At 64.2% G+C, this 25,145-nt stretch carries 17 protein-coding genes and 1 riboswitch; of the genes, 1 reads left to right on the top strand and 16 read right to left on the bottom strand.

Annotation, left to right across the window (positions count from 1 at the left end; translation table 11 throughout):
• Nucleotide 1: 1 nt before the first annotated feature.
• Nucleotides 2–853 (top strand): metallophosphoesterase, encoded by an 852-nt coding sequence (locus ASS64_RS09885; RefSeq protein WP_067693627.1) that lies wholly within the window; start codon nt 2–4, stop codon nt 851–853.
• On the opposite strand, the gene ASS64_RS09880 is transcribed toward ASS64_RS09885, so the two are convergent.
• The 16 genes from ASS64_RS09880 to ASS64_RS09805 all read right to left on the bottom strand — a co-directional run bounded on the left by ASS64_RS09880 (nt 850) and on the right by ASS64_RS09805 (nt 25,060).
• Complete coding sequence (locus ASS64_RS09880) at nt 850–4,959, bottom strand: multiheme c-type cytochrome (RefSeq protein WP_157075149.1); 4,110 nt, start codon at nt 4,957–4,959, stop codon at nt 850–852. The two genes, ASS64_RS09885 and ASS64_RS09880, sit on opposite strands and share 4 nt — an antisense overlap.
• Nucleotides 4,959–6,803, bottom strand: coding sequence for a hypothetical protein (locus ASS64_RS09875; RefSeq protein WP_234002375.1), 1,845 nt, complete (start codon nt 6,801–6,803; stop codon nt 4,959–4,961). The genes ASS64_RS09880 and ASS64_RS09875 overlap by 1 nt, the downstream gene beginning before the upstream one ends.
• Nucleotides 6,803–8,779, bottom strand: a complete 1,977-nt coding sequence (locus ASS64_RS09870) for a heme-binding protein (protein ID WP_067693541.1) — start codon at nt 8,777–8,779, stop codon at nt 6,803–6,805. The genes ASS64_RS09875 and ASS64_RS09870 overlap by 1 nt, the downstream gene beginning before the upstream one ends.
• The gene (locus ASS64_RS09865; protein WP_067693538.1) at nt 8,779–10,182 is read right to left on the bottom strand and encodes a multiheme c-type cytochrome; all 1,404 of its coding nucleotides are present in this window, start codon (nt 10,180–10,182) and stop codon (nt 8,779–8,781) included. Before ASS64_RS09865 ends, ASS64_RS09870 begins: the two co-directional genes overlap by 1 nt.
• Nucleotides 10,183–10,266: 84 nt before the next feature.
• Nucleotides 10,267–10,992 (bottom strand): hypothetical protein, encoded by a 726-nt coding sequence (locus ASS64_RS09860; RefSeq protein WP_157075148.1) that lies wholly within the window; start codon nt 10,990–10,992, stop codon nt 10,267–10,269.
• Nucleotides 10,979–13,075: an adenylate/guanylate cyclase domain-containing protein gene (locus ASS64_RS09855; protein WP_067693532.1), complete on the bottom strand. Its 2,097-nt coding sequence runs from the start codon at nt 13,073–13,075 to the stop codon at nt 10,979–10,981. Before ASS64_RS09855 ends, ASS64_RS09860 begins: the two co-directional genes overlap by 14 nt.
• Before the next feature lie 94 nt (nt 13,076–13,169).
• Entirely contained in the window at nt 13,170–14,741 is a 1,572-nt protein-coding gene (gene gcvPB, locus ASS64_RS09850; protein ID WP_067693529.1) for an aminomethyl-transferring glycine dehydrogenase subunit GcvPB, read from the bottom strand.
• Nucleotides 14,738–16,105: an aminomethyl-transferring glycine dehydrogenase subunit GcvPA gene (gcvPA, locus tag ASS64_RS09845; RefSeq protein WP_067693526.1), complete on the bottom strand. Its 1,368-nt coding sequence runs from the start codon at nt 16,103–16,105 to the stop codon at nt 14,738–14,740. Before gcvPA ends, gcvPB begins: the two co-directional genes overlap by 4 nt.
• A 95-nt stretch (nt 16,106–16,200) precedes the next feature.
• Nucleotides 16,201–16,572 carry a glycine cleavage system protein GcvH gene (gcvH, locus tag ASS64_RS09840; RefSeq protein ID WP_067693523.1) on the bottom strand — a complete coding sequence of 124 codons (372 nt, stop codon included), beginning with the start codon at nt 16,570–16,572 and terminating at the stop codon, nt 16,201–16,203.
• Nucleotides 16,573–16,577: 5 nt separating this feature from the next.
• Nucleotides 16,578–17,753: a glycine cleavage system aminomethyltransferase GcvT gene (gene gcvT / locus ASS64_RS09835; RefSeq protein WP_083508285.1), complete on the bottom strand. Its 1,176-nt coding sequence runs from the start codon at nt 17,751–17,753 to the stop codon at nt 16,578–16,580.
• 150 nt (nt 17,754–17,903) lie between these two features.
• Nucleotides 17,904–18,000: riboswitch (glycine riboswitch) on the bottom strand.
• Nucleotides 18,001–18,064: 64 nt separating this feature from the next.
• Nucleotides 18,065–19,021 carry a sulfite exporter TauE/SafE family protein gene (locus ASS64_RS09830; protein WP_067693521.1) on the bottom strand — a complete coding sequence of 319 codons (957 nt, stop codon included), beginning with the start codon at nt 19,019–19,021 and terminating at the stop codon, nt 18,065–18,067.
• On the bottom strand, nt 18,997–21,600 hold the full coding sequence (gene metH / locus ASS64_RS09825; RefSeq protein WP_067693518.1) for a methionine synthase: 2,604 nt from the start codon (nt 21,598–21,600) through the stop codon (nt 18,997–18,999). Before metH ends, ASS64_RS09830 begins: the two co-directional genes overlap by 25 nt.
• Complete coding sequence (locus ASS64_RS09820; RefSeq protein WP_067693515.1) at nt 21,593–22,132, bottom strand: GNAT family N-acetyltransferase; 540 nt, start codon at nt 22,130–22,132, stop codon at nt 21,593–21,595. Before ASS64_RS09820 ends, metH begins: the two co-directional genes overlap by 8 nt.
• The gene (locus ASS64_RS09815) at nt 22,129–23,169 is read right to left on the bottom strand and encodes a homocysteine S-methyltransferase family protein (protein WP_198147689.1); all 1,041 of its coding nucleotides are present in this window, start codon (nt 23,167–23,169) and stop codon (nt 22,129–22,131) included. The genes ASS64_RS09820 and ASS64_RS09815 overlap by 4 nt, the downstream gene beginning before the upstream one ends.
• Before the next feature lie 2 nt (nt 23,170–23,171).
• Nucleotides 23,172–24,071, bottom strand: coding sequence for a methylenetetrahydrofolate reductase [NAD(P)H] (metF, locus tag ASS64_RS09810; protein ID WP_067693618.1), 900 nt, complete (start codon nt 24,069–24,071; stop codon nt 23,172–23,174).
• 17 nt (nt 24,072–24,088) lie between these two features.
• Nucleotides 24,089–25,060, bottom strand: coding sequence for a metalloregulator ArsR/SmtB family transcription factor (locus ASS64_RS09805; RefSeq protein WP_067693510.1), 972 nt, complete (start codon nt 25,058–25,060; stop codon nt 24,089–24,091).
• Nucleotides 25,061–25,145 lie beyond the last annotated feature (85 nt).

The following is a 25,145-nucleotide window of genomic DNA, read 5'->3' as shown; positions in this document are numbered from 1 at the left end:
TTTGCTGATCGCCCAGCTGACCGATATCCATATCGGCTTCGATCCCGATGCTCGCCCGGAGGAGCTCAACCGCACACGCTTTCGCGCCGTGCTCGAACGGCTGAAGAAGGCTCCGCACAAGCTCGATTACATCGTGTTATCGGGCGATCTGACCGACCATGGCGATAGCGAAAGCTTCGACAAGATCGCGCAGATCCTGTCCGACATGCCCTGTCCGCTGCTGCCGCTGGTGGGCAATCACGATGCCCGCGAGGAAATGCTGCAGGCCTTTCCCGACACGCCGTGCGACGGCGAATTCCTGCAATATGTCGTCGAGAGCGACGGCCTCAGGATCATCTGCCTCGATACGTTCGAGGCGGGCCGCCATGGCGGCGCCTTCTGCGAGCGGCGACGCGACTGGCTTCGCGCCGAGCTCGGCCGGGGCAGCGATACGCCCTGCGTCATCTTCATGCACCATCCGCCGATCGTCAGCGGAATCGACTGGATGGACCCGGCCCCGGACGAGCCATGGATCCTCCGCTTCGCCGAAGCGGTCGAAGGGCACCAGGACACGATTCGCGCGATCCACTGCGGGCATCTGCATCGCCGGGTCACGGCGCGATTCCGCGACATCCCCCTCGGCATCACGCCCTCGATCGCTCCGCTGGTCGCACTCGACCTGCGCAAGATCGACGAGAACCGCGCCGACAATCGCGCTTTGATTACCACCGAGCCGGCCAGCTATGCGTTGCACTACTGGGACGGCGGGGACCTCGTCACGCATTACGAAAGCTGCGGCGAGTGGGATGTGCTTGCGCACTATGGCGAGCATCTGAAACCGATGGTGCGCGAAATGAAGGCCGAACGCCGCTAATCGGCAAGGGCAGAGCGGCTTCGATCGAGCCATGGGCCGCTGCCGCCAACCCAGGCCCGCATGTCAGGCTCGTCCGTTACCTTCCACGGCACGCCCGCGCGGGTGAGAAAGAGCTTCTCCATCTCCTCGCGGTTGAACGGGCGCGAGCCCAGCCGACCGAACACCGCCATCTGCCCGCCGGTCTCGTCCACCCCCCGGTCGCGATCGAGCCCCTTGCTGAGCGAGAGCGCTACGCCCTTGGTCCTAGCCCAGGCGATCAGTTCGGGCTTGGGCGCGGGGCTGAAACCGTAGAAATTGGGCTGGCTGTCGGGCGTGGTCAGCTGGAGCACCTTCAACCCGTTCCGCCCGTCGGCGACATAGGCGAACAGCGTGGCATTGGTCGAACCGACGATCACGTCCTCGGCATCGTTGAGCTGCCCGTCGAGCGTCACGCGCTGGTAGATCGTCGGCGACAGCGGTCGGGTTACGTCGAGGATCACCAACCCGTCGCGCTTGGCCGCGACATAGGCATAGGTGCGCGCGACATAGATCCGCCGCGCATCGGCTAGCGGCACCGTCGCTTCCGGCATGGCGACAGGGTTGCGCATGTCGGTGACGTCGAACAGCTTCACCCCCTCTGCATCGGTGACCCAGAGATAGCGGAACTGGATGGTCGAGGCGCGCGCATCGGTTAGCGCACGAACCGCCATCACTTGCGGGCTAGCAGGATCGGCCAGATCGACGGTCACGAGTCCTGCGGCCGCCGTGATGTAAGCGATATCGCCGGCCAGCGTGATATGGCGTGCCCCGTTCAGCACGCCATCGGGATTCCACGCCTTGGCACCATCGGCGAAACGGGTGCGCTTCAATTTGTTGTTGCGGAATTCGCCATCGGCCATGGTCTCGATATTGACCAGCACCAGCCCTTCGATGGCGTCGGTAATCACCGCATAATCGTAGATCGGCTTCATCGCCTGTTCCTGGTTGACCTGGAGAAGCGTCATCGGTGTGCCGTCGGGGTTCATCACCGGATTGCCATCGGCATCCTCGACCGGCGTTGCCGCCATGGCCTTGTTGCGGTCGGGCCGGACCGGCTGGTTGGTCGCCAGCGCCATGCAGGTCGCGTTCCTGGTTTTTACATGCGTGTCGTGCCCCATCGCGCTGAAGGGCGCGGTGAGGATGCGCTCGGACACGCCTTTGTTGGCGATCGAGGCGACGTCGTAGACGCGGAAGCCGCCCCTGCCTTCGACGACGAACATGTATTCGCCGCGCAGTTGCAGGCACGTGACCGCATCGCGTGTGCTTTCGTGGATATTGGCGAATTGTTCGAACGCCTTGGTTTCGCCGCCGAGATCCCCGTCGAAAGTCTTGCCGCGGGTCCAGTCCTTCAGCTCGCGGTCATTGTCCTCGACATGCATGCGCCAGTAGTCGGGGTAGGCATAGCGGTGCAGGTAACTGCCCAGCACCGCCTGCGGTTCGTCCCACTCGGTGACGCGCACCGCCTCGAAACCGGTATCGAGCCCGACCCATGCGTTGAGGCCGACGAAATTGACGAAATTGGTCCCGAGCAGCAGCAGCTGGCTCATGATCGCATTGTTGTCGTCGTCCACCGACAGGTGGCAATCCGTACAGGTCTTGGTCTCGGTAAGGCGGACGGTATGCGGGAAATGCGGGGCGAAGGCCTGCGAGGAGTAGCCCGAGGAGGCGACCGGCGGCTGCTGCACATAGATGCGCTCGCGGTTGATGTTGGTCGAGGATAGCACCAGCGCGCTGGTCGAGCGGATCGGGGCGACCTGATTGCCCTTGGTCGTCTGGTGGCGGCCAAGCTGGAACATCTGGTCGCGCGCCACCTGCGGATTGTAGGTCGCGAAATTGCGCGTTTCCTCGCCGCCATAATGGTGCGACTTGCTCTTCCAGTTCGCCTCGATAGGCAAATGGCATCCGCCGCAACTGGTCGTCCAAGAAAGGTGGCAGGTGAAGCACGCCATCTCCTCAGTGCCATGCGCGCGATCGTCTGGTGCGATGCCTGTGCCGAATTCGAACAGGCCGGTTTCGGCGCCCTGCTTGCTCATCAACTTGGCCCGCGCAGACTTGGCGTTGAAATCAGCTGCCGCGGGATCAACGCTATCGCGCACGAGACTGATTTCCCACTCGAGGCGCGGGTCGACGATCGAACGCTGGACCAGCACCCGCCGCCCGTGCTCGCCATAGGTCCATTCGAAACGGCGCTTGCCGTCGGGATTGCGGAGCAGCGACAGGTCGGTGCCCCTGGGCGGTGCCGCCGGACCGCTGGTCAGCAGCGTGGGATAGGCGTCTGGTGTGCCGTGGCAGTCCTTACAGCCGATCTCCACCGCATTGGCGACCTCTGCATAGATCAGCCCGTTGCCGTGGCTGTCCTGCGCGAAATGGCAGTCGGCGCATTGCAGCCCCTTCTCGGCATGGATGTCCATCATGTGGACGGTCTTGCCCGGATTCACTCCGACCTCGACGAACTTGCCTTCGCCCTCGCGCCGCCATTTTTCCGGGTCGTCGGGCAGGACGATCTGGCCCTCCTTGTCGAGCAGATTGCCTTCGCGGTCGCGCTTGAGGATCGCGCGGAAATTCCAGCCATGGCCGTGATAATCGGCGAACTGCGTGTCCTTCAGCTCTGGATTGAGATCGTAGACGTTGCGCAGGAAATCGAGATCGGCCCACTTGCCCTTGGGCGCCGCGCCTTCGGGGTTACGATCGAGCACCGCGCGCACCTCGTCTGCAGTGAGATACTTCTGCTCCTTCGGCCACATGTGCGGCGCATCGCTCTCGTAATCCCACATGGTGTAGCCGAGGTAGGAATTCAGGAAGATGTTCGGCTGGTGCATGTGGCAATTCATGCATTGCGCGGTCGGGGTGGATCGGGTGAAGCTATGCCGGATCGGGTGCCCTTTCTGCTTCACCGGTTCGTCGTCCGAGTGACCCGGCTCCTTCACTGCTCCGTGGCCGCCCGATTGGTGATCGCCGCGCCCGCCCTCGTAGAGCGAGGCGATGGTCGGATCGATCGTCGCACTCTGCCCGTCGCGGCCATATTGCGCATAGATCAGCGAATGGCGCGGCTCTCGGTCGTTGGCATAGACCACATGGCAGCTCGCGCAGCCCGAATGGCGATAATCGCCCGGCTGGTCGTTGGTCCCCATGAACCAGGTGAAGGGATCGTTGAGGCGCGTCTTGTGGATATTGAGAACGGGGATCGCGACGCGCAGGCCGGTGCCGGGACCGCGGTTCGATTGTTTCAGGTCGGGTCGCCCCGGTTCCTCCAGCCGCTGGATCAGGCCGGTCGGATTGGGAATGCCGACCTCGGGAAACTGGCTGGCGATGTTGCGCCCGCCCCGTTCGAACACACGAAACACGTCGCCCGGCGGAATCACGTGCCAGCTGGGCATGGGGTAGAGCACCGCGAGCGCGCCGCGTGCCCGTTGGTTCTCGGTCACCGTACCTGCGGGCACACCGGGGCTCTCGATCTTCGCGGGCTTGCCGTCGCGCGTATAGGCCTCGCCCAGAATGTAGCGTTTGAAGGGCAGGATACCGTTGTTGTAGGCCGCCCCGCCCCACAGCATCGCGCCGGTCGCCATGATCGAGCGCTCGGCCGCCTCGATCGTCTCGATATGGCAGGCGCCGCAAGCCTCGCGCGCGACGCGGTAGTCGCTGGGATTCACGAAGCGGACGAAGACCGGGTCCTCGCGATTGAGCAGCGTATAGCTGCGCTTGGGGTTTGCGGAGGACGGCCAGTGCCAGCTTTCGGGATAGGTCGGCAACACATGTGCGGTATCGCGCGCGGCGACATAGGCCGGATCGTCATGTGCCAACTCGGCATTGCCCATCACATTGGGATTGCCGCCATGACAGTCGACACAGCCGAGCCGGACGGCGGGAGTCTCGTGCATCGTCGGCTGGTCGGTGCGGACATGGCAGGAGAAACAGCCAGCCGACTTGGCCGCCATCTGCTCCTCGGTCTGGATGCGCGGCGCGGGTGCGGCGGTAACGAGGCTGTAGTCGCGCTTGACCGGCTTCTCCTTCTCCGCTGCGCGCAGCCCCATGGCGCCGGCCAGCAGCATCAGCGCGATCACGGCGAGGAGGCGGGAAGCCACGCGCATCAGTAGGTCAGGATCGCATTGACGAGCACCGAGTAATAGGCGCCCGGATTTCCGAGGGAGGTGAAAAGGTCGTCGAAGCCGTCACCCGAAATCAACGCGGCGGCCGACAGGCGAAAGACGATGTTCTGCGTCGCCTTGGGCCGCCAGATGGCGGCGGCCGAGAGGTCCCAGCCGATTTCCTTCGGGATCGAACCTTCGTTGCGCAGCGCCTGCAGCGTGGCGGTGTTCTCGAACCACAAATGATTGGCATTGGCCGACAGGCGGAATTCGGGCGTAAGATCGAAATCCGCGCCCACGCCGAGCAGCATCAGGCCCGGATTGTTGAAATTCGACTGTCCCTGTTCCTTCGAACTTCGCAGCGAATTGAGGATGCCGTTGCGCCCATTGACGCTGATCGCGCGCCCGCCGCCCGCAAAGGGAATGGTCTGGCGGATCCAGTAGGACGTATCGGCGCCCGCAAAGACCGGGTTTTCGAAGATCGCGTCGTAGCCGGTTTCGGTGTCGTCATAGGGATCGCTGTCGCCGCTGGCATAGGCGCCCGAGATGCGAAAGCGCATCCAGTTGCGGTCGTAGCTCGCCTCTAGCGCGGCGAACCAAGCGCTGATGTCAGCCGGGCGGTCGGTAAAGAAAGAATTGCGATCTTCGCCGAAGGCGTAATAGGCGCTGCCCGTGAGGTTGATGCGCCCGATCCGCCCGTCTGCATTGTAGCCGATGTAGAACACGTCATAGTCGCGCCCGCGTAGCGAGCCGAGCAGCGCGGGCCGAACGGGAAAGCCGTTGTCGTCGATCTGGATATCGTCGGCCTCGCGATTGGCGTTCCACACGAAGGTCAGCTGGCTGGTCAGCGCGGGGATGAGGAAGTCCTGCCGATAGGCGTTGACGTAGAACACGAAATCGTCGCGCGGCGTCTGCAGCACCGCGTTGAGACCGCTGTTGGTGTCCTTTTCCAACCGCCAGAAACCGCCGAAATTGTACTGGAAGCGGTTGTTGTCGCGCGTGCCGAAGAAGCGCAGGCCCAGCTGGTTGTCGTTGAACAGGAAGCCGCGGAAATCGGCCTGGAAGGGCTGGATGCCGACCCGCACGCTGTCGAAATCGTAGCGGTCGGAGACATTGCGGAAGTGGAAGTCGAAAAAGGCTTCCTGCACGCCGACGAAATGGTCGAAGCGGTGCGAGGGCTTGCTCGGCTCGACGAACAGCACGCGGCGCTCGGGCACGTCGACATAGTTGAGATTGGCCGCCAGCGTGACGCGGTATTCGACATCGGGGGGCTTGTAGGCGGTGCTGCCCTTGAGGAGGGCCGCGCCCACGATGAAGGTCTGCGACAGGACGTAGCTCGCATCCTTGCCGAAGACGTCGAGGCTGTCCGGGCGCTCGGTCGTCTGCACCCCGACGGGGATCGGGAAGGTGCGTGGCTCGAACACCGTGTCGCTCACCCCGTTGATGATGAAGAACCAGTCGTCGCCGGTGATCGGCAGCCAGGGGACCTTCTCCGGATTGATCGGCCGGTCGCCTTTGTAGGTATTCTGGTTGTAGGGGTCCCACCAACGCTCGCGCACAAGGCCGAGGCTCTCGATCAGCCGCCAGCGGTCGGGCACGGGCACCTGGTCGACCGGGAAAGCCTCGGGCGGCGGCGCGCGCACCGCACCCTCGTTGCTCTGGGTCACCTCGTCGGGCAGCGGCTCGGTATAGTCGGGCCGACGGCGGCCCTCGATGATCTCCCGCTCGACCGGCGGCGGTTCGTCGGGCTCGGCCTTGACGACCGGGTCGTCGGCCGGGGGCTGCGGGGGCAGCTCCGCCTGAGCGGTCAGAAACAAGGCCAGCGGGGCAAATGCAACCGAGGTCATCACAATCCCTCACACACGTTTTGCGCGGGATCGTCGAGGAACGGCGCGAAGGGACAATTGACGTAGCGCAACCGGACGGTTCGCCCGTCCAGATCGACCACGATCCGGTCGGCACGGATATCGACGCGCGCATTGCCGATCCCGCCGACGCGCTGCCCGGCATTGTGCAGGCCGAGGAAGCCGACCATGTCGTCCTGGTCGATCCCGTCGCCCGACACGCCGATCCCGCCGACCAGTTCGTCGCCGCGATAGATCGGGACCGAGCCGGGGAAAATCTGCATGCCGTTGGCTAGGCGCTTGCCGCCCCCCGGCGCGTCGGGCAGCTGCGTGCAGCCGCGCGGCGTATCGGGATTGGCGCCGCCCGAGGTCACAAAGCCGAGATGCTGGACGAGGTTCGGGATGATGAGATCGGTCTGCAGCCCGGTCATGAAGGGACTGAACCGCCCCGGCCGCTCGACCGAAAGCGGCCCTGCCAGCGGCCCGACCTCGCCATCGGGGAAATAGGGTCGTGCCAGATTGCCGCCCGACCGGTCGGCAAAGGCGAATTGGCCGGTCAGCGCATCGGGATCGCCGAGCAAATCGCGCGTGCGCTGGACATAACGTGCGATCGCCGCCCCGCCGGACTGAAGTTGAGATGCGGCCGCCGCATTCGAAACGAAGGCCGCCGTGCGCGCCTTCTGCAGCGAGACATCGGTGCCGAAGATCGGCCCGTCGGGCGAGCGCACTATGCCGAGCACCGCGCCATGCGTGTCGACCAGGCTGATCGTCGCCTGCATCCGGCTGTCGAGCGGGCGGCGGATCTGCGCGCGCGCACGGCCGAGCACGGTGAAAGCCTCTTCGAGGACTGCACGCACTTCGGCGGCAGTCAGCGGGTTCGTGACGCTGGCCGCATCGGTCCCCGCGCGGATCGGGAAGCGGGGCACCCCGCCCGCATCGACCAGAACATAGGCATCGCGATTGGCGAATTCGCTGGCCGTGCTGCGGCGGATGCCCGAGGTATTGGTGCCATAGGCGACCCCTGCGCGGATCGCGCCGGTGGAATAGCCGAAGACGGGGACGAGCGTACCGGCGGGTCCGTTGACCGCGCCGAAACTGCCCTGCAATGACCCCAGTTCGCTCGCCTCGACATCGCGGTAGCGCAGGCTGGTGCCGTCGACCGGGATACGATCCGCCTCGATCGAGCGCGGAGGTGTAAACCCCTGCGTTCCGGCCAGCGCGGCGAATTCCTCGTCGTCGCGGTCGCGGTCGATCGTGTCGGGATCGAAGCCGTAGGTGCCGTCTCCCGCGACCCCGATCCCGCCGACAACCACGCCGTCCTTGTAGAGCGGGAAACCGCCCGGATCGGCGGCGAGGCCCAGCGGCGAACGCTGCGGGCCGATCATCCCGTCGCTCATCCGCGCCGAGAGGTCCGAACAGGGCAGCTGGCTGAACTGCACGCCGAACAGCGGGCCGCTTTCGAGCCCGGCGGTCGAGGCGGCGGGCGGGAAATGCTCCTGCACGATCTGGCTTGCCGTGCGGGTGGAGAACGCGTTGCCGCTGCTCGACAGATAGGCACCGGTGATCGCTTTGGCGATCGCTGCGGCCTCGGTGGGCACCTGTACGCCCTGCAGCCCCACCTCGCTGCCCGTGGCGGCGAGGCCTGCGATCGTGCGGCGGCTGATCCGCGTATTGGCGGGCGAGCCGGTCATAGCAAAAACGCCCAAGACGTTGCCGACCCGGTCGACTACGGCGATGGTCGCTGGCAATCCGCGTGTCTGCGCCTCGCCCACCGCCTGCGCGATGATCGATTGGACATCGCCGACGGTGAGCGAGCGCTGCGGGGGATCGGCGAAGAGGCGCCCGCCGGTCGTCGGGGTGGGCGCAGGAGTGGCCGCGGGTGTAGGCGTTCCACCGCCACCCGGGGATCCTCCCCCACCACAGGACACCAGCCCCAACGCCAGCACCGCTGCAAGGCAGGCGGGGGCGCCGCGCCGCATCAGCGAAGGCTCCCGATGGCCGAGGTGGCGCTGGCCAGCGCGCCGCGGAATTCGGCCGGGCGATAGGTTTCGGGCGCAGCCACCGCGGCATAGGCGCGATTGATGTCGGTGCGGATTCCCGCCGCGGCGCCAACCGTCACGCGCCCCTCGCGCACCAGCGCATTGAGCAGCGTATCGACCGCCATCACCGCCTGGACCGAGCCGGCATAATCGGTGAACCGCGGTGCGGTCGCCCGCGAGGCGATCGCCGCGATCACCTCATGCGCATCGCCGCCGCCGGACGTCCGCGCGGCGAGCACGTTCGAGAGCGCACGCGCCCGATCGCGCAGTACGGTGGCGGCTTGCTGCGCGCTGGCCCGGTCGCGGCCCATGGCGCGGTGGAAGGCCAGGCTCGCATCGTTGAACGCTGCGCTCGCGCTTGGCGCGAGCGCCCGGCTCACCGCCGAAAGCATGATGATGTTCTCGTCGTTGAAAGGCGGATTGGCGAAAGGGATGGGCCGCCCCGGATTGGTCTCGAAGGTCAGCCGCCGGGCCGGCCCGTCGGTGATCGGGCGATGGCAGCTGTGGCAATCGTAGAAATAGAACTCGGGGAACATGCCGCGCATGCCGAATTGGGGCCGCGCGAACAGGTCGGTGGCGCGCGCCACCGCTTCGGCCTGCCCCACCGCCCACAGCCGCACGCTGTCGGTGCGCGGTTTGCGGCGAATATAGTCGGCGTCCTCGTCGTGATGCTGCTGCAGTGAAGAAAACAGGTCGAGCTCGAACGAGATGCGCGGGTGGCCGGCGGCCATCATCGAATGGGTGACGAACTGGCCGGTCCCGGTGCTGCCGTAATGGCAGTCGAGGCAGATCTTGGCGCGGACCTGCGGCCGTTCGAGCGGGACGAGCCCCGCGCGCAGGTTGGAGGCGTGGCTCGCCGCTTTCTCGTAATGCACCTGCAGCCAGCCCTGGGCAGGGCCATGACAGCTCTCACAGCCGACGCCGTCGCTGGTGTGGAAGCGCGCGCCGCGGCGCGATTGCGGAACATAGGTTGCATGGCATCCGAGGCATGCCGGAGCGGCGGTCGCCGCGCCGATCCCCAGGGTCTGGGCGATTTGTCGCCCCCGCCGGCTCGCAAGTACCGAATAGGCGCGGCTATGCGCCCCGCTGGCGGAGGAGGGTTCCTGCCAGGTCGCGATTTCGTCCTGCCGGACGATTGCGCCATTGCCCTCCGATCGGCCGTGGCAGGTCGAACCCGCACAGCTAGCAACACCCTCGTAGCGAGGGCCGGAGGACTGGGCATTGGCAGCGGAGGGACCTTGCGTGACGGACGCGAGGATAGCGAACGAAGCAATGAGGGCCAATACGAGCACGCCATGCGTGTCGCTCCGCACTGCAGGCCAGCCTCTTGCCCTGCGCTCCATCGGCCCTCCCCGATCGACCCTTGTAACACTGCCGTTCAACCGGCAGCCCCATTTGCCCCGTACCGCGGGGCCACCGGTACTGCATTAGCTTGCCAGCTTCTCGCTCAAGAGGTCGAGCTGGCCGTTACACCCGTTTTCCGCCAGTGCGACGGCGAGGTCTTCCGGATTGTCGGGAGCACTGCCGAGCATGACGAATTCCAGTCGCTTCCCGGGGCCGCCTGTCGGCCCGGAAAAATCGTAGATCCGGTTCCGTTCCAGCGGCAGTTCCTCGGCGCTCAACGAGGCGAGCGCATCGCCATCGTCGAACGTCACATGGACGTGGAAGTCGGAAACGGCCGAGCCGAGCACCCAGGTCTCTTCGCCTTCGACCGAAGGGCGCCAGAAGGTAATCGCATCGCTGCCCGGCAGACAGATCTTCCCCGCCTGCGAGGTATCGACATTCCACAGATTGGGATTGCTCGCTGCGCCTGCTGGACCGCCGCGCACAGCCCCGGTCCGGACACGCGCACCCGCGCGCTGGCGCGTGAGCATGGCGAAGGTGGTACGCTTGCTGGCGCCGCGCGCGCCTACGCGGTGGGTGCCGGGACCGGTGATGACCCGCGTCCCGCTATCGGTCAGAACGGTGATGCTGTCGCCGGTCTTGAGCGTGATGCTGGCCGCATCGTCGAGCTTCTTCCCCACCGGATAGCTTCCAGCGGACGGGCCGCTCGACTTGACCACCACTCCGGCCGAGGCCGGCGCCGATCCGAGAAAACCGAAGGCTGCGAGCGAGAACACAGCCGTTGCGAGAACCGATTTAGCCGAGGACATAGGCCCCTCCATCACTCAAGTTCCGAACGCGATATAGCAGGTTTTCCAGCGCCCTGTCAGCGGGATGGCGATTGGCCACATCGCGGATCACCTGCACAGCGCTAGCATTGTCGGAGCGCGTCAGCTTGTACGCTTGCGCCAGCAAATCGCGATCGGACTTGGGGAAATCGGGCGCCGGCTCCATCAGTTCGACTGGCTGGGCGCGGCCGCGCAGTACCACACACCCCATCGGCCGCCACCAGTCGAGACCCGATCGCTCGGCGAATTCGCGGCTGGCCATGACGCTCGAATCGAGCGCCTTATTGGCTGCCTCGAGCCGCGCGGCGGTGTTCATACTGTCGCCCAGGGCGGTGTATTGGATGCGGTTGTCGCCGCCGAAATTGCCGACCACCGCCTCGCCCCAATGCAGACCGACACGAGTCTTGCCGATCTTGGGCAGGTTCGGATCCATCGCCGCGACTTCCTCGCGGAATCGCTCGCCCGCCTGCCAGATCGCATAGCCACATCTGGCCGCGCGCTCGCCATCGTCCTTCCGAGCGATCGGCGCGCCCCAGAAAGCGACCACCGCATCGCCGACGAATTTGTCGATCACGCCGCCATGGTCGAGCACGACGTCCGACAGGAGATCGAGATAGCGATTCAGCAGCTTGGCGACCATCTCGGGCGGGATCGCGTGGCTCATCTTCGTAAAGCCCTCGAGGTCGCAGAAGAGGACGAAGAGCTCTTTCTTCTCACCATGAAGCGAAAGCAGCTGCGGATGCTCCAGGATCTCCTCGGCCATTTCCTTGGGTAGATATTTGCCCAGCGCACCCTGCGCGAAATTGCGCTGCACCGCCCCGCTGGCCCGCGCTGCGGAAACAACCGCGGAAAAGGCGAGGATCCAGCCCAGCAGCCAACCCGCCGCGGGCACTCCGTAAGTATCGACGCCCTGCCATTCCATTACGAAGGGGACGCCGATGAAAGTGGCGAATTGTGCTGCGAGCAGAAGGTAGATGCGCCAGCTTCCCCACTCGAGAAGCCCGGTAAGTACCGCCGTAGTGACCACGAGCAATGCCATTGCCCACAAGGTAATATCCGCGACGCGCCCGCGCCGGTCGCCATCGAGCATCTGGGCGATCATGTCGGCATGCACGCGCAGGCCCGGCGGGTTCTCCCCAAGGACGCTGGAGAACGTCGTCTGGACCCGGTCGTAATCGATGATGTCTCCGCCGATCAGCACGTAGCGGCCTTCGATCTGGTCGCGCAGCATGGCACGCACCTCGGGGATTTCCATGAGTGCCGGATCGAGGAAATTGTCGATCTGCAGCCGCCCATACATCGGCTCGTTTTCGAAGGCGGGATGGCGATAGCGCAGCGAACCCTCGTAACCGGGGAACGTCCTCTCGCCCTCGCCCGCAGCACTCAACATGGCTCGGCCAAGGACCGGGGGAAGATCGGGTTCGATGCTGGGCCATCTGCGCGTCACGCCATGCGTATTGTCGAGCCTGATGCTTGCCGGCCGCGCGTTGCTGCCGTCGAGCTGCGCGAGAAAATCTTCGAGATAGACCTGCTGATCGTAGACGATGTCGTCTTCATTGGTGGCGAAATTGGCGTAGCCGACCAGCGTCGGCGTCTCCATTGCGCGGAGCACCTCTATCAGTTCGGCATCTTCGTCCTGCGGCTGGTCGAACAGGATATCGATCCCGATCGCCTTGGGCTCCATGTCGTCGATCACTTGTAGCGCGCGGGCGAGCATGCCGCGATCGAGCGGCGAGCGCTTGCGGGCATTGATCAGCGTCTGGTCGTCGTAGACGACCATCGTGATGCGCTCGTCCTGCTCGATCCTGTCCGCGAGCAGCGAACTGCGCAAATCGTAGAGCGCGCGTTCGGCATCGCCAGTGCCGGGGGTCTTGAGATCGACATCCTCGGCGCCCTGCGTCCGCATATCGCGCGGCACGATTTCGGCGGGAATATCCCAGCTATAGCGCGCGACCAGCAGCGCTATCACTACCAAGAGGGCGGTCAGCGCCAGGCGACGCGGCCCGGCTTCGCGCACATTGCGCCAGCCGCGGATCAGCAGAGTGTCTTGCCGGTCCTCGCTCAATCCCCGCCTCCCCCGCAGCGTATCGAGCGACCCGTTTCTGTTGTTTTGTTAGACGGTTGTAGAGCTGCGGCGCGTGGCCGCAACCCCGTTTACCTCAGGCCATCGCGGGATCGTTCCAGGCAAGGACCGGCTTGCGCGCAGCCTGGGTCTCGTCGAGCCTGCGACGCGGAGCGTAATGCGGCGCCGTCTTGAGCGTTTCGTCGCCCGCCTTCGCTCGCTCGGCCACGCTGCGCAACGCCATGATGAACTGGTCCAGCGCCGCCTTGCTTTCGGTCTCGGTCGGTTCGACCAGCATTGCGCCATGCACGACCAGCGGGAAATACATGGTCATCGGATGATAGCCCTCGTCGATCATCGCCTTGGCCAGATCGAGCGTGGAGAGACCCTCACCGAAGCCTTTGTCGCTGAACAGCGCCTCGTGCATGCACGGGCCGCTGGGGCCGAAAGGTGCATCGAGCACGTCTTCAAGGCTGCGCAGGACATAATTGGCGTTGAGCACCGCGTCCTCGGCAACCTGCTTCAACCCATCCGCGCCGTGGCTGAGCATATAAGCGAGCGCGCGGGTGAACATGCCCATCTGTCCGTGAAAGGCGGTCATGCGGCCGAACGCCTTGGTATGCTCGAACTCGTCGGCATTCTCCTCTTCCACCAGATGGACCACCCCATCGGCGGTCCGCGCGGTGAAGGGCAGCGGGCCATAGGGCGAAAGCGCTTCCGACAGCACCACCGGGCCCGAGCCGGGACCGCCACCGCCATGCGGGGTGGAGAAGGTCTTGTGCAGATTGATGTGCATGGCATCGACGCCGAGATCGCCCGGGCGCACCTTGCCGACGATGGCGTTGAAATTCGCCCCGTCACAATAGACAAAGCCGCCCGCTTCGTGGACCGCATCGGAGATCGCCTTCATGTCAGGCTCGAACAGGCCGCACGTGTTGGGATTGGTGATCATCACTCCGGCAACATCGGGGCCGAGCCGCGCTTTCAGCGCTTCGAGGTCCACCCGGCCTTCGGGCGTCGCGGGGATGTCCTCGACCTTGTAGCCCGCGAAGGCGGCGGTTGCGGGATTGGTGCCATGCGCGCTTTCGGGCACGAGGATGACCTCGCGTGCGTCGCCCCGCGCTTCGAGCGCGGCGCGAATGCACAGAATGCCGCACAATTCGCCATGTGCGCCCGCCTTGGGGCTCATCGCGACGCCATGCATGCCGGTGAGGTCGAGCAGCCAGAAGGCCAGTTCGTTGATCACTTCGAGCGCACCGCGCACCGTGTCCACCGGCTGAAGCGGATGGACATCGCCGAAACCGGGCATGCGCGCGATCTTCTCGTTGAGGCGCGGATTGTGCTTCATGGTGCAAGAGCCGAGCGGGAACAGACCGAGGTCGATCGCATAGTTCTGGCGCGACAGGCGCGTATAGTGTCGCACGGTCTCAGGCTCGGAGAGGCCGGGCAGGCCGATCGGTTCGTTCCGCTCGAACCCGCCGAGCCGATTGGGTCCGTCCTTGGGCTCGGGCAGGTCGACCCCGGTCGTCTCGATGTGGCCGATCTCGAACAGCAGCGGTTCTTCGAGCATTAGCGCACGGTTGCCGGTTGCGGTGTCGGGACCGCTCATCGCATTGTGGCCTTCGACGGGCGTGCCGGGCTTCCAGCCGGATGCGTTGGGCGCGTTCATGCCAGCATCTCCTCGAGAGCGGAGGCCAGCGTTTCGATGTCCTCCTCGGTAGTGGTTTCGGTAACCGCAACGAGCAGGCCGTTGGACAGGCAGTCGATGTCGGGAAACAGCCGACCGAGCGAGACGCCCGCCAGAATGTCCTGCTTGGTCAGTTCGCGAACGATGCTGCGCGCGTCGCCATCGAGCAGGATGGTGAATTCGTTGAAGAAGGCATGGTTGAGCACCTTCACGCCCGGTACTTTGGCGAGACGGTCCGCGGCCATGCAGGCGAGGCGATGGTTTTCCATTGCCAGCCGCCTCAGCCCCTCTTCGCCCAGCAGCGTCATATGGACATTGAAGGCCAGCGCGCAGAGGCCCGAATTGGTGCAGATATTGCTCGTCGCCTTTTCGCGGCGGATATGCTGTTCGCGGGTCGAGAGCGTGAGCACGAAGCCGCGCTTGCCCTCCGCATCCTGGGTTTCGCCGCACAGGCGTCCAGGCATCATGCGGACGTGTTTTTCGTCACGCACCGCGAAGAGGCCGAGATAGGGCCCGCCGAATTGCAGGCCGACGCCGATCGACTGGCCCTCGCCCACCACGATATCCGCGCCCAATTCGCCGGGCGATTTGATCGCCCCCAGCGCGACCGGCTCGGTATTGACCGCGATCAGCAGCGCGCCCTTGTCATGCGCAGCCTCCGCGATACGGGCGAGATCGGGCAGGCGTCCGAGGATGTCGGGGTACTGCACGACGACGCAGCTCGTATTCTCGTCGATACGTGCGATCAACCCATCGTCATCGGGCTTGGCGGTAAGGCTCGGCGGGGCGCCCGCGATCTCGTCATCGGTGAACTTGGCCATCGTCCGCACGACTTCGGCGTAATGCGGGTGCAGCGCGCCCGAAAGGACCACCTTGTGTTTCTTGCCGCGGGCGACGCGACCCGCCATCGCCACCGCTTCCCAGCAGGCGGTCGAGCCATCGTACATCGAGGCATTGGCCACCGCGCAGCCATAGAGACGCGCGACCTGCGTCTGGAACTCGAAAAGCATCTGCAGCGTGCCCTGCGCGATTTCCGGCTGGTACGGCGTGTAGGCGGTCAGGAACTCGCCGCGCTGGATGATATGGTCGACGCTCGCCGGGATATGATGCTTGTAAGCCCCCGCACCGAGGAAGAACGCCGCGTCGGCTGCCGCGAGGTTCTTCTTCGACAGGCGTCGCATGTGCTTTTCGACTGCCATTTCGGATGCGTGCATCGGCAGCCCCTCGATCGGGCCGGACAGTCGCGCCTCTTCTGGCACATCTGCGAACAGCGCATCGATATCGGGCGCGCCGATCTTTGCGAGCATGTCCGAACGGTCGGTATCGGTCAGGGGTAGGTAGCGCATTTCAGTCCTTCGTGCGTCCCAGCGAAGGCTGGGACCTCATGCAGTTTGGCGCTTGGCCGAAAGAGACCCCAGCCTACGCTGGGGATCACACCTTTCTAAAGCCCGTCGCAAAAGCTCTTGTAGGCGGCTTGGTCCATCAGGCCTTCCAATTGCGACTTGTCGCCGATGGTCATCTTGAAGAACCAGCCGTCTTCCTCGGGCGAGGTATTGACCAACGCCGGATCGTCTTCGAGCGCGTCGTTGGTCTCCATGATCTCGCCGCTGATCGGGGCGTAGACGTCGCTTGCCGCCTTGACGCTTTCGACCACGGCAGCATCCTTGCCCTTGTCGATCACGCTGCCGACATCGGGTAGCTCGACGAAGACGATATCGCCCAGCTGGCCTTGCGCGTAATCGGTAATTCCGACGGTGGCAGTGTCGCCCTCTACGTCGATCCATTCATGCTCGTCGGTAAAGTAACGGGCCATTCCAGTCATTTCCCTCTGTGATAGCGATGGGGGACGAAGGGCAGCTTGGCGACCTTCGCCGGCAGTCTCTTGTTACGAACTTCGACTTCGAGATCGGTTCCCTCATCGGCGAGTGCGGCATCGACGTAACCCATGGCGATCGGCCGTTCGAGCGTCGGCGAAAAACCACCCGAAGTTACGCGGCCGACCTGTGTGTCGCCGGAGTAGATCAGCGCGCCCTCGCGCGCCGGCATCCGCCCGTCGAGGGCAAGACCAACGCGTTTCTGTCCGGGTCCGGCGGCGAGGACCTTGGCGACGGCCGCATGCCCCATCCAGCCGCCTTCCTCGCGGCGGCGCTTGGTCAGCGCGAAGCCGAGATCGGCGGAGACGGGATCGGTGTCGGTGGTGATATCATGGCCATAAAGCGGCAGCCCGGCCTCGAGGCGCAGGCTGTCGCGCGCGCCGAGCCCTATCGGACGCACTTCGATTTCGGCACACAGCCGGTCGGCCAGACTCTCGGCGAATTCGGCCGGGACCGAGATCTCGAAGCCGTCTTCGCCAGTATAGCCCGAACGTGTTATCCGAAGCGGCCATTCGCCGAAGTCGTGGCACACGCTTTCCATGAAGACCATGTCGTCGATGACATTGCGCATCACTCGGTTCAGGGCGGTGGCCGCATTCGGCCCCTGCAGCGCGATCAGCGCATGTTCGTCCATATGGGTGAGCGTGACGTCGTCATCGAGATGTTCACGTAAATGGCCGATATCGTCCCATTTGGTCGCGCCGTTGACCACGAGGTAAAAGGCGGGTTCGCCCCAGTGCCCCTCGGTCCCCGCTTCCTCGTCGCCTTCGATCCAGGGCGTGGCATTGGTGACCATCAGATCGTCGAGGATGCCGCCGTTCTCTTCGATCAGCAGCGAATAGCGAACCTTGCCGGGCTTGAGCGATGCGATCGCACCGGGGAGCAGCTTCTCGAGCTCCTCGGCAGCCTTGTCACCGGCGACGATCAGCTGGCCCATGTGGCTGACGTCGAACAGGCCCGCCTGGGTGCGGGTCCAATTATGCTCTGCGACAATGCCTTCGTACTGGATCGGCATGAAATAGCCGGCAAAAGGCACCATGCGCGCGCCCTTGCGCCGATGCCATGCATCGAGCGGCAGCGCTTCGGTTTCGGCAATCGTATCTTCGGTTTCGTCGCTCAAGTCCCGTCCTTCGCAAGCATGGGCGCGCCCCTCGAGAACGCGTAACAAACCCATGCCCCCTCTGTCGGGAAACCTGAGAGACTGGCGCGCAGATGAGCGCGCTTACCCCTTCGGTGTCCCCCGTTACCGGGGGCGCTTTCCAGAGTGCCGATGGAGCGCACGGTCCGTTTAGCCTGAGAGTTTCCGGGGCGGTTGCTCCTTCGGCGCCGGATGGACCTCGCCATCCGAACTCTCCCATGCGCGCCTGCCGCAGAATCGACTCTGCAACCGGCATGAAATGCCCTGCGCGATAACCGCAGCGCGGTCAATCTTCAGATGCGGTTCAATACCAGCAAATAGACCGCCGACAGGACAATCCAGGCTCCGCCCGCCGTCTTCAGGCGCCGCGCGCCGAGCCACAGGGCGATGGGTCGGGCGAGGAAGGCACCGAGCATCGCGCCGGGCGCCGAGAGTAGCACGACCTCCCACTGCACCGTACCCGCCTCGACATGCCACACGAGGCCGGAAATGCAGCTGACGGCCGAAATCACGCAGGCGGTGCCGACACACAGCACCATCGGGTAGTGACGCAGGAACAGGTAGAAGGCGACCAGTTCGCCGATGCCGACCGAGAACAGCGCGGTGATCGCCCCGCCGGGGATGGCGATGAGTAGCAAAACCACCAGATCGGCACGGGCCAGTTCGGGCCGTTCGGGGGCGCTACGGTTGACCGTCCAGGTCGCCACGATCAGCGCAAGACCAAGCAGGATCGAGAACGACTTGTAGCCGAGCAGCACAGCCTGCGCGTCGAAGGCGATCAACCGCTGCGTCGCGAGCATCGCCGGAAGCGACAAGACAAGCACGGCGAAACAGACCTGCCAATAATCGCCCACGCGCGTACGCGCTTCGAGCCCGGCAGTCTCGTGTTGGTGATACAGCCGGTCGGTCCAGCGCAAGCTGCCCAGACTCATCCCGAAAGCCTGAATGCCCATCGACACCGCAACCACCTGCAAGGGATCGAGCGCCATAGTGCCGAGTTCGCGCAAGGCGTTGAATACGGGAACGAAGACGACGCCGCCTCCGGTGCCGCTGGCATTGGCGATAATCGCCCCAACAACGCCGACGCCGGGCAGAAACCACAAGGCCTCGACCAACTCCGGCTGATAGGAGACCACCACCCAGAGCATTGCGTAAGCCAGCGTCAGCAAGGCCCCGCCGCCGAGGGCGAGGCGCGAGCTATGCGCCAGTGTCGGCTGGACGCGGTTCAGTCGAGGTTGGGGCGCAGCCATCTTTCCGCGGTCGCCATATCGACCCCGCGGCGTTGCGCATAGTCTTCCAGCTGGTCGCGCCCGATCCGGGCCACCCCGAAATACTGGGCCTCTGGATGCCCGAAATAGAATCCGCTCACCGCTGCCGTGGGATACATGGCGAAATTCTCGGTCAGGGTTATCCCGGTGTTCGCTTCGGCATCGAGCAGGTCGAACAGGATCGGCTTGAGGCTGTGGTCGGGACAGGCGGGATAGCCGGGCGCCGGGCGGATGCCGCGATACTTTTCCTTGATCAGCGCATCGTTGGTGAGCTGTTCCTGCGGCGCATAGCCCCACAGATCGGTGCGGACGTGCTGATGCAGTCTTTCGGCAAAGGCTTCTGCGAAACGATCGGCCAGCGCCTTCAGGAGAATGTCCGAATAATCGTCCTTCTCGGCAAGGAAGGCTTTCGAATGCTCCTCGATTCCGTGAATGCCGACTGCAAACCCGCCAATCCAGTCGCCTGCCGGATCGATGAAGTCGGAGAGGCACATATTGGCCCGGTCGCGCGATTTCTTCACCTGCTGGCGCAGGAACGGAAGGACAGTGTGCGTCTCGCCTTCGGCATCGTGGATTGTGACATCGTCCCCGTCGCGAGCGCAGGGCCAGAAGCCGGCAACGCCTTTTGCGGTGAACCATTTTTCGGCGATGATCCGCTCGAGCATGGCATCGGCATCGGCCTTGAGGCTGCGCGCGCTTTCGCCGACTACCTCGTCGTCGAGGATCTTGGGATAAGTGCCGTGCAATTCCCAGGCGCGGAAGAAGGGCGTCCAGTCGATGTAATCGCGCAGTTCGGCCAGATCCCAGTCCTCGAAAACGTGGACGCCCGGTTGCAAGGGCGGAGCGGCCTTGTCCGACAGATAGGCGTCATAGAAATTGGCCTGTGCGTCCTCCAGGCTGAGCAGCTCGCTCTGCCCCTTGCCCGCCCGCGTATCGCGTACATGGATATAATCGGCCTCGATTGTTTCCACGAATTCATCGCGCTGCGTGTCGGACAGCAATCGGCTTGCCACACCCACGGCGCGGCTGGCGTCGAGTACGTGAATGACCGGCCCGTCATAGGCGGGATCGATGCGGAGCGCGGTGTGGACCTTGCTGGTGGTCGCCCCGCCGATCAGCAGCGGCATGGTCATGTTCGCCGCCTTCATCTCTTCGGCGACGGTGACCATCTCGTCGAGCGAAGGAGTGATGAGCCCGGACAGGCCGATCATGTCGGCATCGTTCTCATTCGCCGCTTCGAGAATTTTCGCCCATGGCACCATCACGCCGAGGTCGATTACTTCGTAGCCGTTGCATTGCAGGACCACCCCGACGATGTTCTTGCCGATATCGTGAACATCGCCCTTCACGGTGGCCATGATGATCGTGCCCTTGGCCTTTGCGCCCTCTTCCTTTTCCGCCTCGATGAAGGGGATGAGATGCGCGACCGCCTTTTTCATCACGCGCGCGGATTTGACCACCTGCGGCAGGAACATCTTGCCCGATCCGAACAGGTCGCCGACCACGTTCATCCCGTCCATCAGCGGGCCTTCGATGACTTCGATGGGCCGTGCATACTGCTGGCGCGCTTCCTCGGTATCGGCGACCACATGCGCATCGATACCCTTGACCAGGGCGTGTTCGAGACGGCGCTGCACTTCCCACCCGCGCCATTCCTCGGCCGCCTTTTCGTCGGCCGCGCTCTTGCCCTTATAGCTCTCGGCCAACTCTATCAGACGTTCGGTCGCATCCGGACGGCGCATCAGGATCACATCTTCGCAGGCCTCGCGCAGTTGCGGATCGATCTGGTCGTAGACGTCGAGTTGCCCAGCATTGACGATCGCCATGTCGAGCCCGGCGGGAATCGCGTGATAGAGGAAAACCGAGTGCATCGCGCGGCGCACCGTCTCGTTGCCGCGGAAGCTGAAGGACAGATTCGACAGGCCGCCCGAAGTCTTGGCATGGGGGCAGGCCGCCTTGATTTCCGTCACCGCCTCGATGAAGTCGAGACCGTAGCGGTCATGCTCTTCGATCCCCGTCGCCACGGCGAAGATATTCGGGTCGAAAATGATGTCTTCGGGTGGGAAGCCGATGCCCGTCAGAAGCTCGTAGGCGCGGGTGCAGATTTCGACCTTGCGGTCCTTGGTATCGGCCTGTCCCGTCTCGTCGAAGGCCATGATCACGGCGGCCGCGCCATAGTCCATGCATTTACGGGCGTGCGCGAGAAATTCCTCTTCGCCTTCCTTCATGCTGATCGAATTGACGATCGGCTTGCCCGAAACGCACTTCAGCCCCGCCTCGATCACATCCCATTTCGAGCTGTCGATCATCAGCGGCACGCGCGCGATATCGGGCTCCGCAGCGATCAGCTTGAGGAAGGTCGTCATCGCCTTTTCGGCGTCGAGCAGGCCTTCGTCCATGTTGACGTCGATCACCTGCGCGCCGTTCTCGACCTGCTGGCGTGCGACCTCGACTGCAGTGTCGTAATCGCCCGCCATGATAAGCTTTTTGAACCGGGCGGAGCCGGTGACATTGGTGCGTTCGCCGATATTGACGAAACGGGCGGTGGTAAGTTCATTCATGAGGCAAGGTCCGCTCGAGATCGCGCGCCAGCACGACGTCGTCATAAAGAATGCCGCCAACGTCGAAGCGGCGGGTGGCTATCTGCTTGAAACCCTGTTTGGCGTAGAAAGCGATGGCGCGGCGATTGTCGTCCTTCACGCCGAGCACCAGTCGGGTGTTACCTTGCGCTCCCGCAAGTGCAGCATCGAACAGTTGGCGCGCAATGCCGCTGCCATGAAAGCGCGAAAGCAGGTAGATTTTCTTGAGCTCCACGTCGCCGTCTCGTGCAGCGTCGAGTTCGGGTTCGGTAAGCAGTGCGTATCCGATTGGTGCGCCGTCTATTTCCGCCAACCAGGCCCGGGCACCCGCGGCCAGCAAATCGCCAAAACGAGCGGGCGCATGCGCTTTTGCGCAATGCACGACCAGCGCGTCCCCGTCGATCAGTCCCGAAAAGGTTTCGAGAAAGGTGGCGTTCGCGACCAGCGACAAACGCTCCGGATCGCCGGCGCCAGCCTCGCGGATCAAGGCCTTTTTCGATTGGGTTGAGGTCATGCTGCAATCGTGAAGGATTCGAGCCCCGCCAGCCGCATGTCGGCATCAGGCGCCGGCAGGGTGCGCGGGGACAGTCCCTCAACCGCCTCGGCCATGGCCGCGATGTGCGCAGGCGTCGAGCCACAGCAGCCGCCCAACGCGTTGACCCGGCCGTTCTCCGCCCAAACACGGGTCAGCGCGGCGGTGGTTTCGGGCATTTCGTCGTATTCGCCGAGATCGTTGGGAAGCCCTGCGTTGGGATAGGCCATCAGCCAGGTATCGGCGATGTCGGACAACAGCTGGACATGCGGCCGCAGCTGTTCTGCGCCAAAACTGCAATTGAGCCCGATGGTCAGCGGCTTCGCGTGGCGCACGGTATACCAGAACGCCTCGACCGTATGTCCCGACAGATTGCGTCCCGACAGATCGGTCAGCGTCAGCGAGATCATCAGCGGGATATCGCGGTCGAGCTCGCGCTCGAGCTGTTTGACCGCCATGATCGCCGCCTTGCAATTCAGCGTGTCGAAAACGGTCTCGATGAGGATGAAATCGGCCCCGCCCTCTACAAGAGCGCGGCATTGCTCGACGTAGACCGCAACGATCTCGTCGTAAGTGACCTCGCGAAATCCCGGGTCTTCGACATCGGGAGAGAGCGAGAGCGTCTTGTTTGTCGGGCCCACCGCGCCTGCGACGAAGCGCGGCACGCCGTCTTCGCGTGCGTCGATCGCCTCGCGGATGATGCGCGCGGCCGCGACATTGATTTCGTGCACCAGGTTCTCGGCGCCGTAATCGGCCTGGCTGATGCGGTTGGCGTTAAAGGTGTTGGTCGCAAGAATATGCGCGCCGGCATCGATATAGGTATCGCAAATCCTGCGAATGACCTGCGGCTGGGTCAGATTGACCAGATCGTTATTGCCCTTCTGTTCCTGCTCCAGCGCCGTGCCCGCGGCGTAATCTTCCGGCGAAAGCCCGGCACGCTGGATCGCGGTCCCATAGGGACCGTCCTTGATCAGGATGCGCTCGCTAGCGGCGCGTTCGAATTCTTGGCGTTTCGACATGGTCATGCCTTCGGGCGCAGGCCGAGCATATGGCAGATCGCATAGCTCAGCTCGGCGCGGTTGAGAGTGTAGAAATGGAACTGGCGCACGCCGCCCGCATAAAGGCGGCGGCATAGTTCCGCCGTGATGGTCGCGCTGACGAGCTTGCGGGCTTCGGGACGATCGTCGAGCCCGTTGAATATCCCTTCCATCCAGTGCGGAATGGCCGTGCCGCACAGGCCCGACATGCGTTGCACCGCGGCAAAGCTCAGAACGGGCATGATGCCCGGCACGATCTCGCCCTCAATTCCCGCCGCCGCCGCCTTGTCGCGAAAGGCGAAGAAGCATTGTGGATCGAAGAAGAACTGGGTGATCGCGCGAGTCGCTCCCGCATCGAATTTCGCCTTGAGATTGTCGATATCGGCCTGCGAATCGGGCGAATCGGGATGAATTTCGGGATAGGCGGCGACCGATATCTCGAAATCGCCGACCCGCTTCAGTCCGGCGACCAGTTCGACGGCATTGGCATAGCCGCCGGGATGCGGAGCGTATTTCGACTGCCCGTCGGGCGGATCGCCGCGCAGCGCGACGATATGCCGGATGCCTTCTTCCCAGTAGTGCCTGGCGACCTCGTCGACCTCCTCGCGCGTAGCCTCCACGCAGGTGAGGTGCGCTGCGGCGGGGATGTCCGTTTCCTTCTGGATCCGCACGACCTGCTGATGGGTGCGCTCGCGGGTCGAGCCGCCTGCACCATAAGTGACGCTGGCGAAACGGGGGCCAAGCGGAGCGAGCGTTTCGACACTTTGCCACAACGTCTCGTTCATTTTCGCGTTCTTCGGCGGGAAGAATTCGAAACTCACTTCGATATCTCCCGGAAGACCGGAAAACAGCGGGGTCTCCAATGCGCGCTGAGCCTCGCGCATCTGATCGATCGTGGGGCTCACGAAGCTGCCTTTCTGTCCGAGGCGGACCGTTGCGCGATCCATATTTTGACCACCAGTTCCTTATTGCCGAGCGCGGTGGGCGGGTGAGGATCGAAGCCGGCCTCGCTCAGCAATCCTTCCATCTGACCGTCCTCGAAGCCCAGTCGGGCATGCGCGTGACGGTCGCGCAGTTCCTCGCGCTGGTGCGCAGCGAAATCGACGATCGCGATCCGGCCGCCCGATCGTGTGACACGTGCCGCCTCCGCCAGCGCCGCATCCGGATTTTGCGCGAAGTGAAGAACCTGATGGAAAAGTACCGTGTCGAAGCTTTCCACGGCAAAGGGAAGGCTGGCGAAATCGCCCTGCACCAGTTCCACGCGCTCGGCCGGCAAATGCTGGAGCTTGGCGCGCGCGACACGCAGCATCGCCAAGCTCTTGTCGAGCGCCACGATCCGCTCCGCACGCTCGGCGAACAGCTCCGCCATACGTCCCGTGCCGGTGCCGATATCGAGCAGACGACCGAGCGGGCCCTCGCCCAGCGCCTTGGCCAGCGCCGCCTCGACCGCCTCGTCGGAGGAGTGCAATCGGCGCAGTTCGTCCCAATCATGCGCATGCTCGGAAAAATAGGCCTGCGCTTCGCTCTCGCGATGCTGGCGGATTTCGGCCAGCTTGCGGCGATCGCGTTCGCACTCTTCCGCAAATTGCGGATCGGCCCGCTCGGCTTCGACCAGCAGATCGGAAATGGCGGCGCACAGCGGTGGTGCCTCAATGCCATTGGCGCAGGCGCGCAGGAACACCCAGCTACCCTCGCGCCGGCGTTCCGCCAGACCGGCGTCGCACAGTATACCGATATGTCTTGAAACGCGCGGCTGGCTTTGGCCGAGCACCTGCGCGACCTCGCCCACCGCAAGCTCCATCGAGCCAAGCAGGCGCATGATCCTGAGGCGCGTCGAGTCCGCAAGAGCGCGACAGATAGTTTCGGTTCGCATTCATCCGCAGCATATAAAGGTATTTTTATATCTGTAAATCGTCACCCCGCTTGCACTGTAGAAAGAGGCGCTTTTACGGCGCGGA

It is taken from the genome of Erythrobacter sp. AP23, assembly GCF_001542855.1.
GTDB lineage: Bacteria > Pseudomonadota > Alphaproteobacteria > Sphingomonadales > Sphingomonadaceae > Qipengyuania.
This window is presented reverse-complemented; position numbering and strand designations above follow the sequence as displayed.

Coding starts and splice junctions, on each gene's coding strand:
- ASS64_RS09880 (WP_157075149.1), bottom strand. CDS start 4,959: ATGCGCGTGGCTTCCCGCCTCCTCGCCGTGATCGCGCTGATGCTGCTG.
- ASS64_RS09875 (WP_234002375.1), bottom strand. CDS start 6,803: ATGACCTCGGTTGCATTTGCCCCGCTGGCCTTGTTTCTGACCGCTCAG.
- ASS64_RS09870 (WP_067693541.1), bottom strand. CDS start 8,779: ATGCGGCGCGGCGCCCCCGCCTGCCTTGCAGCGGTGCTGGCGTTGGGG.
- ASS64_RS09865 (WP_067693538.1), bottom strand. CDS start 10,182: ATGGAGCGCAGGGCAAGAGGCTGGCCTGCAGTGCGGAGCGACACGCAT.
- ASS64_RS09860 (WP_157075148.1), bottom strand. CDS start 10,992: ATGTCCTCGGCTAAATCGGTTCTCGCAACGGCTGTGTTCTCGCTCGCA.
- gcvPB (WP_067693529.1), bottom strand. CDS start 14,741: ATGAACGCGCCCAACGCATCCGGCTGGAAGCCCGGCACGCCCGTCGAA.
- gcvPA (WP_067693526.1), bottom strand. CDS start 16,105: ATGCGCTACCTACCCCTGACCGATACCGACCGTTCGGACATGCTCGCA.
- gcvH (WP_067693523.1), bottom strand. CDS start 16,572: ATGGCCCGTTACTTTACCGACGAGCATGAATGGATCGACGTAGAGGGC.
- ASS64_RS09830 (WP_067693521.1), bottom strand. CDS start 19,021: ATGGCTGCGCCCCAACCTCGACTGAACCGCGTCCAGCCGACACTGGCG.
- metH (WP_067693518.1), bottom strand. CDS start 21,600: ATGAATGAACTTACCACCGCCCGTTTCGTCAATATCGGCGAACGCACC.
- ASS64_RS09820 (WP_067693515.1), bottom strand. CDS start 22,132: ATGACCTCAACCCAATCGAAAAAGGCCTTGATCCGCGAGGCTGGCGCC.
- ASS64_RS09815 (WP_198147689.1), bottom strand. CDS start 23,169: ATGTCGAAACGCCAAGAATTCGAACGCGCCGCTAGCGAGCGCATCCTG.
- metF (WP_067693618.1), bottom strand. CDS start 24,071: ATGCGCGAGGCTCAGCGCGCATTGGAGACCCCGCTGTTTTCCGGTCTT.
- ASS64_RS09805 (WP_067693510.1), bottom strand. CDS start 25,060: ATGCGAACCGAAACTATCTGTCGCGCTCTTGCGGACTCGACGCGCCTC.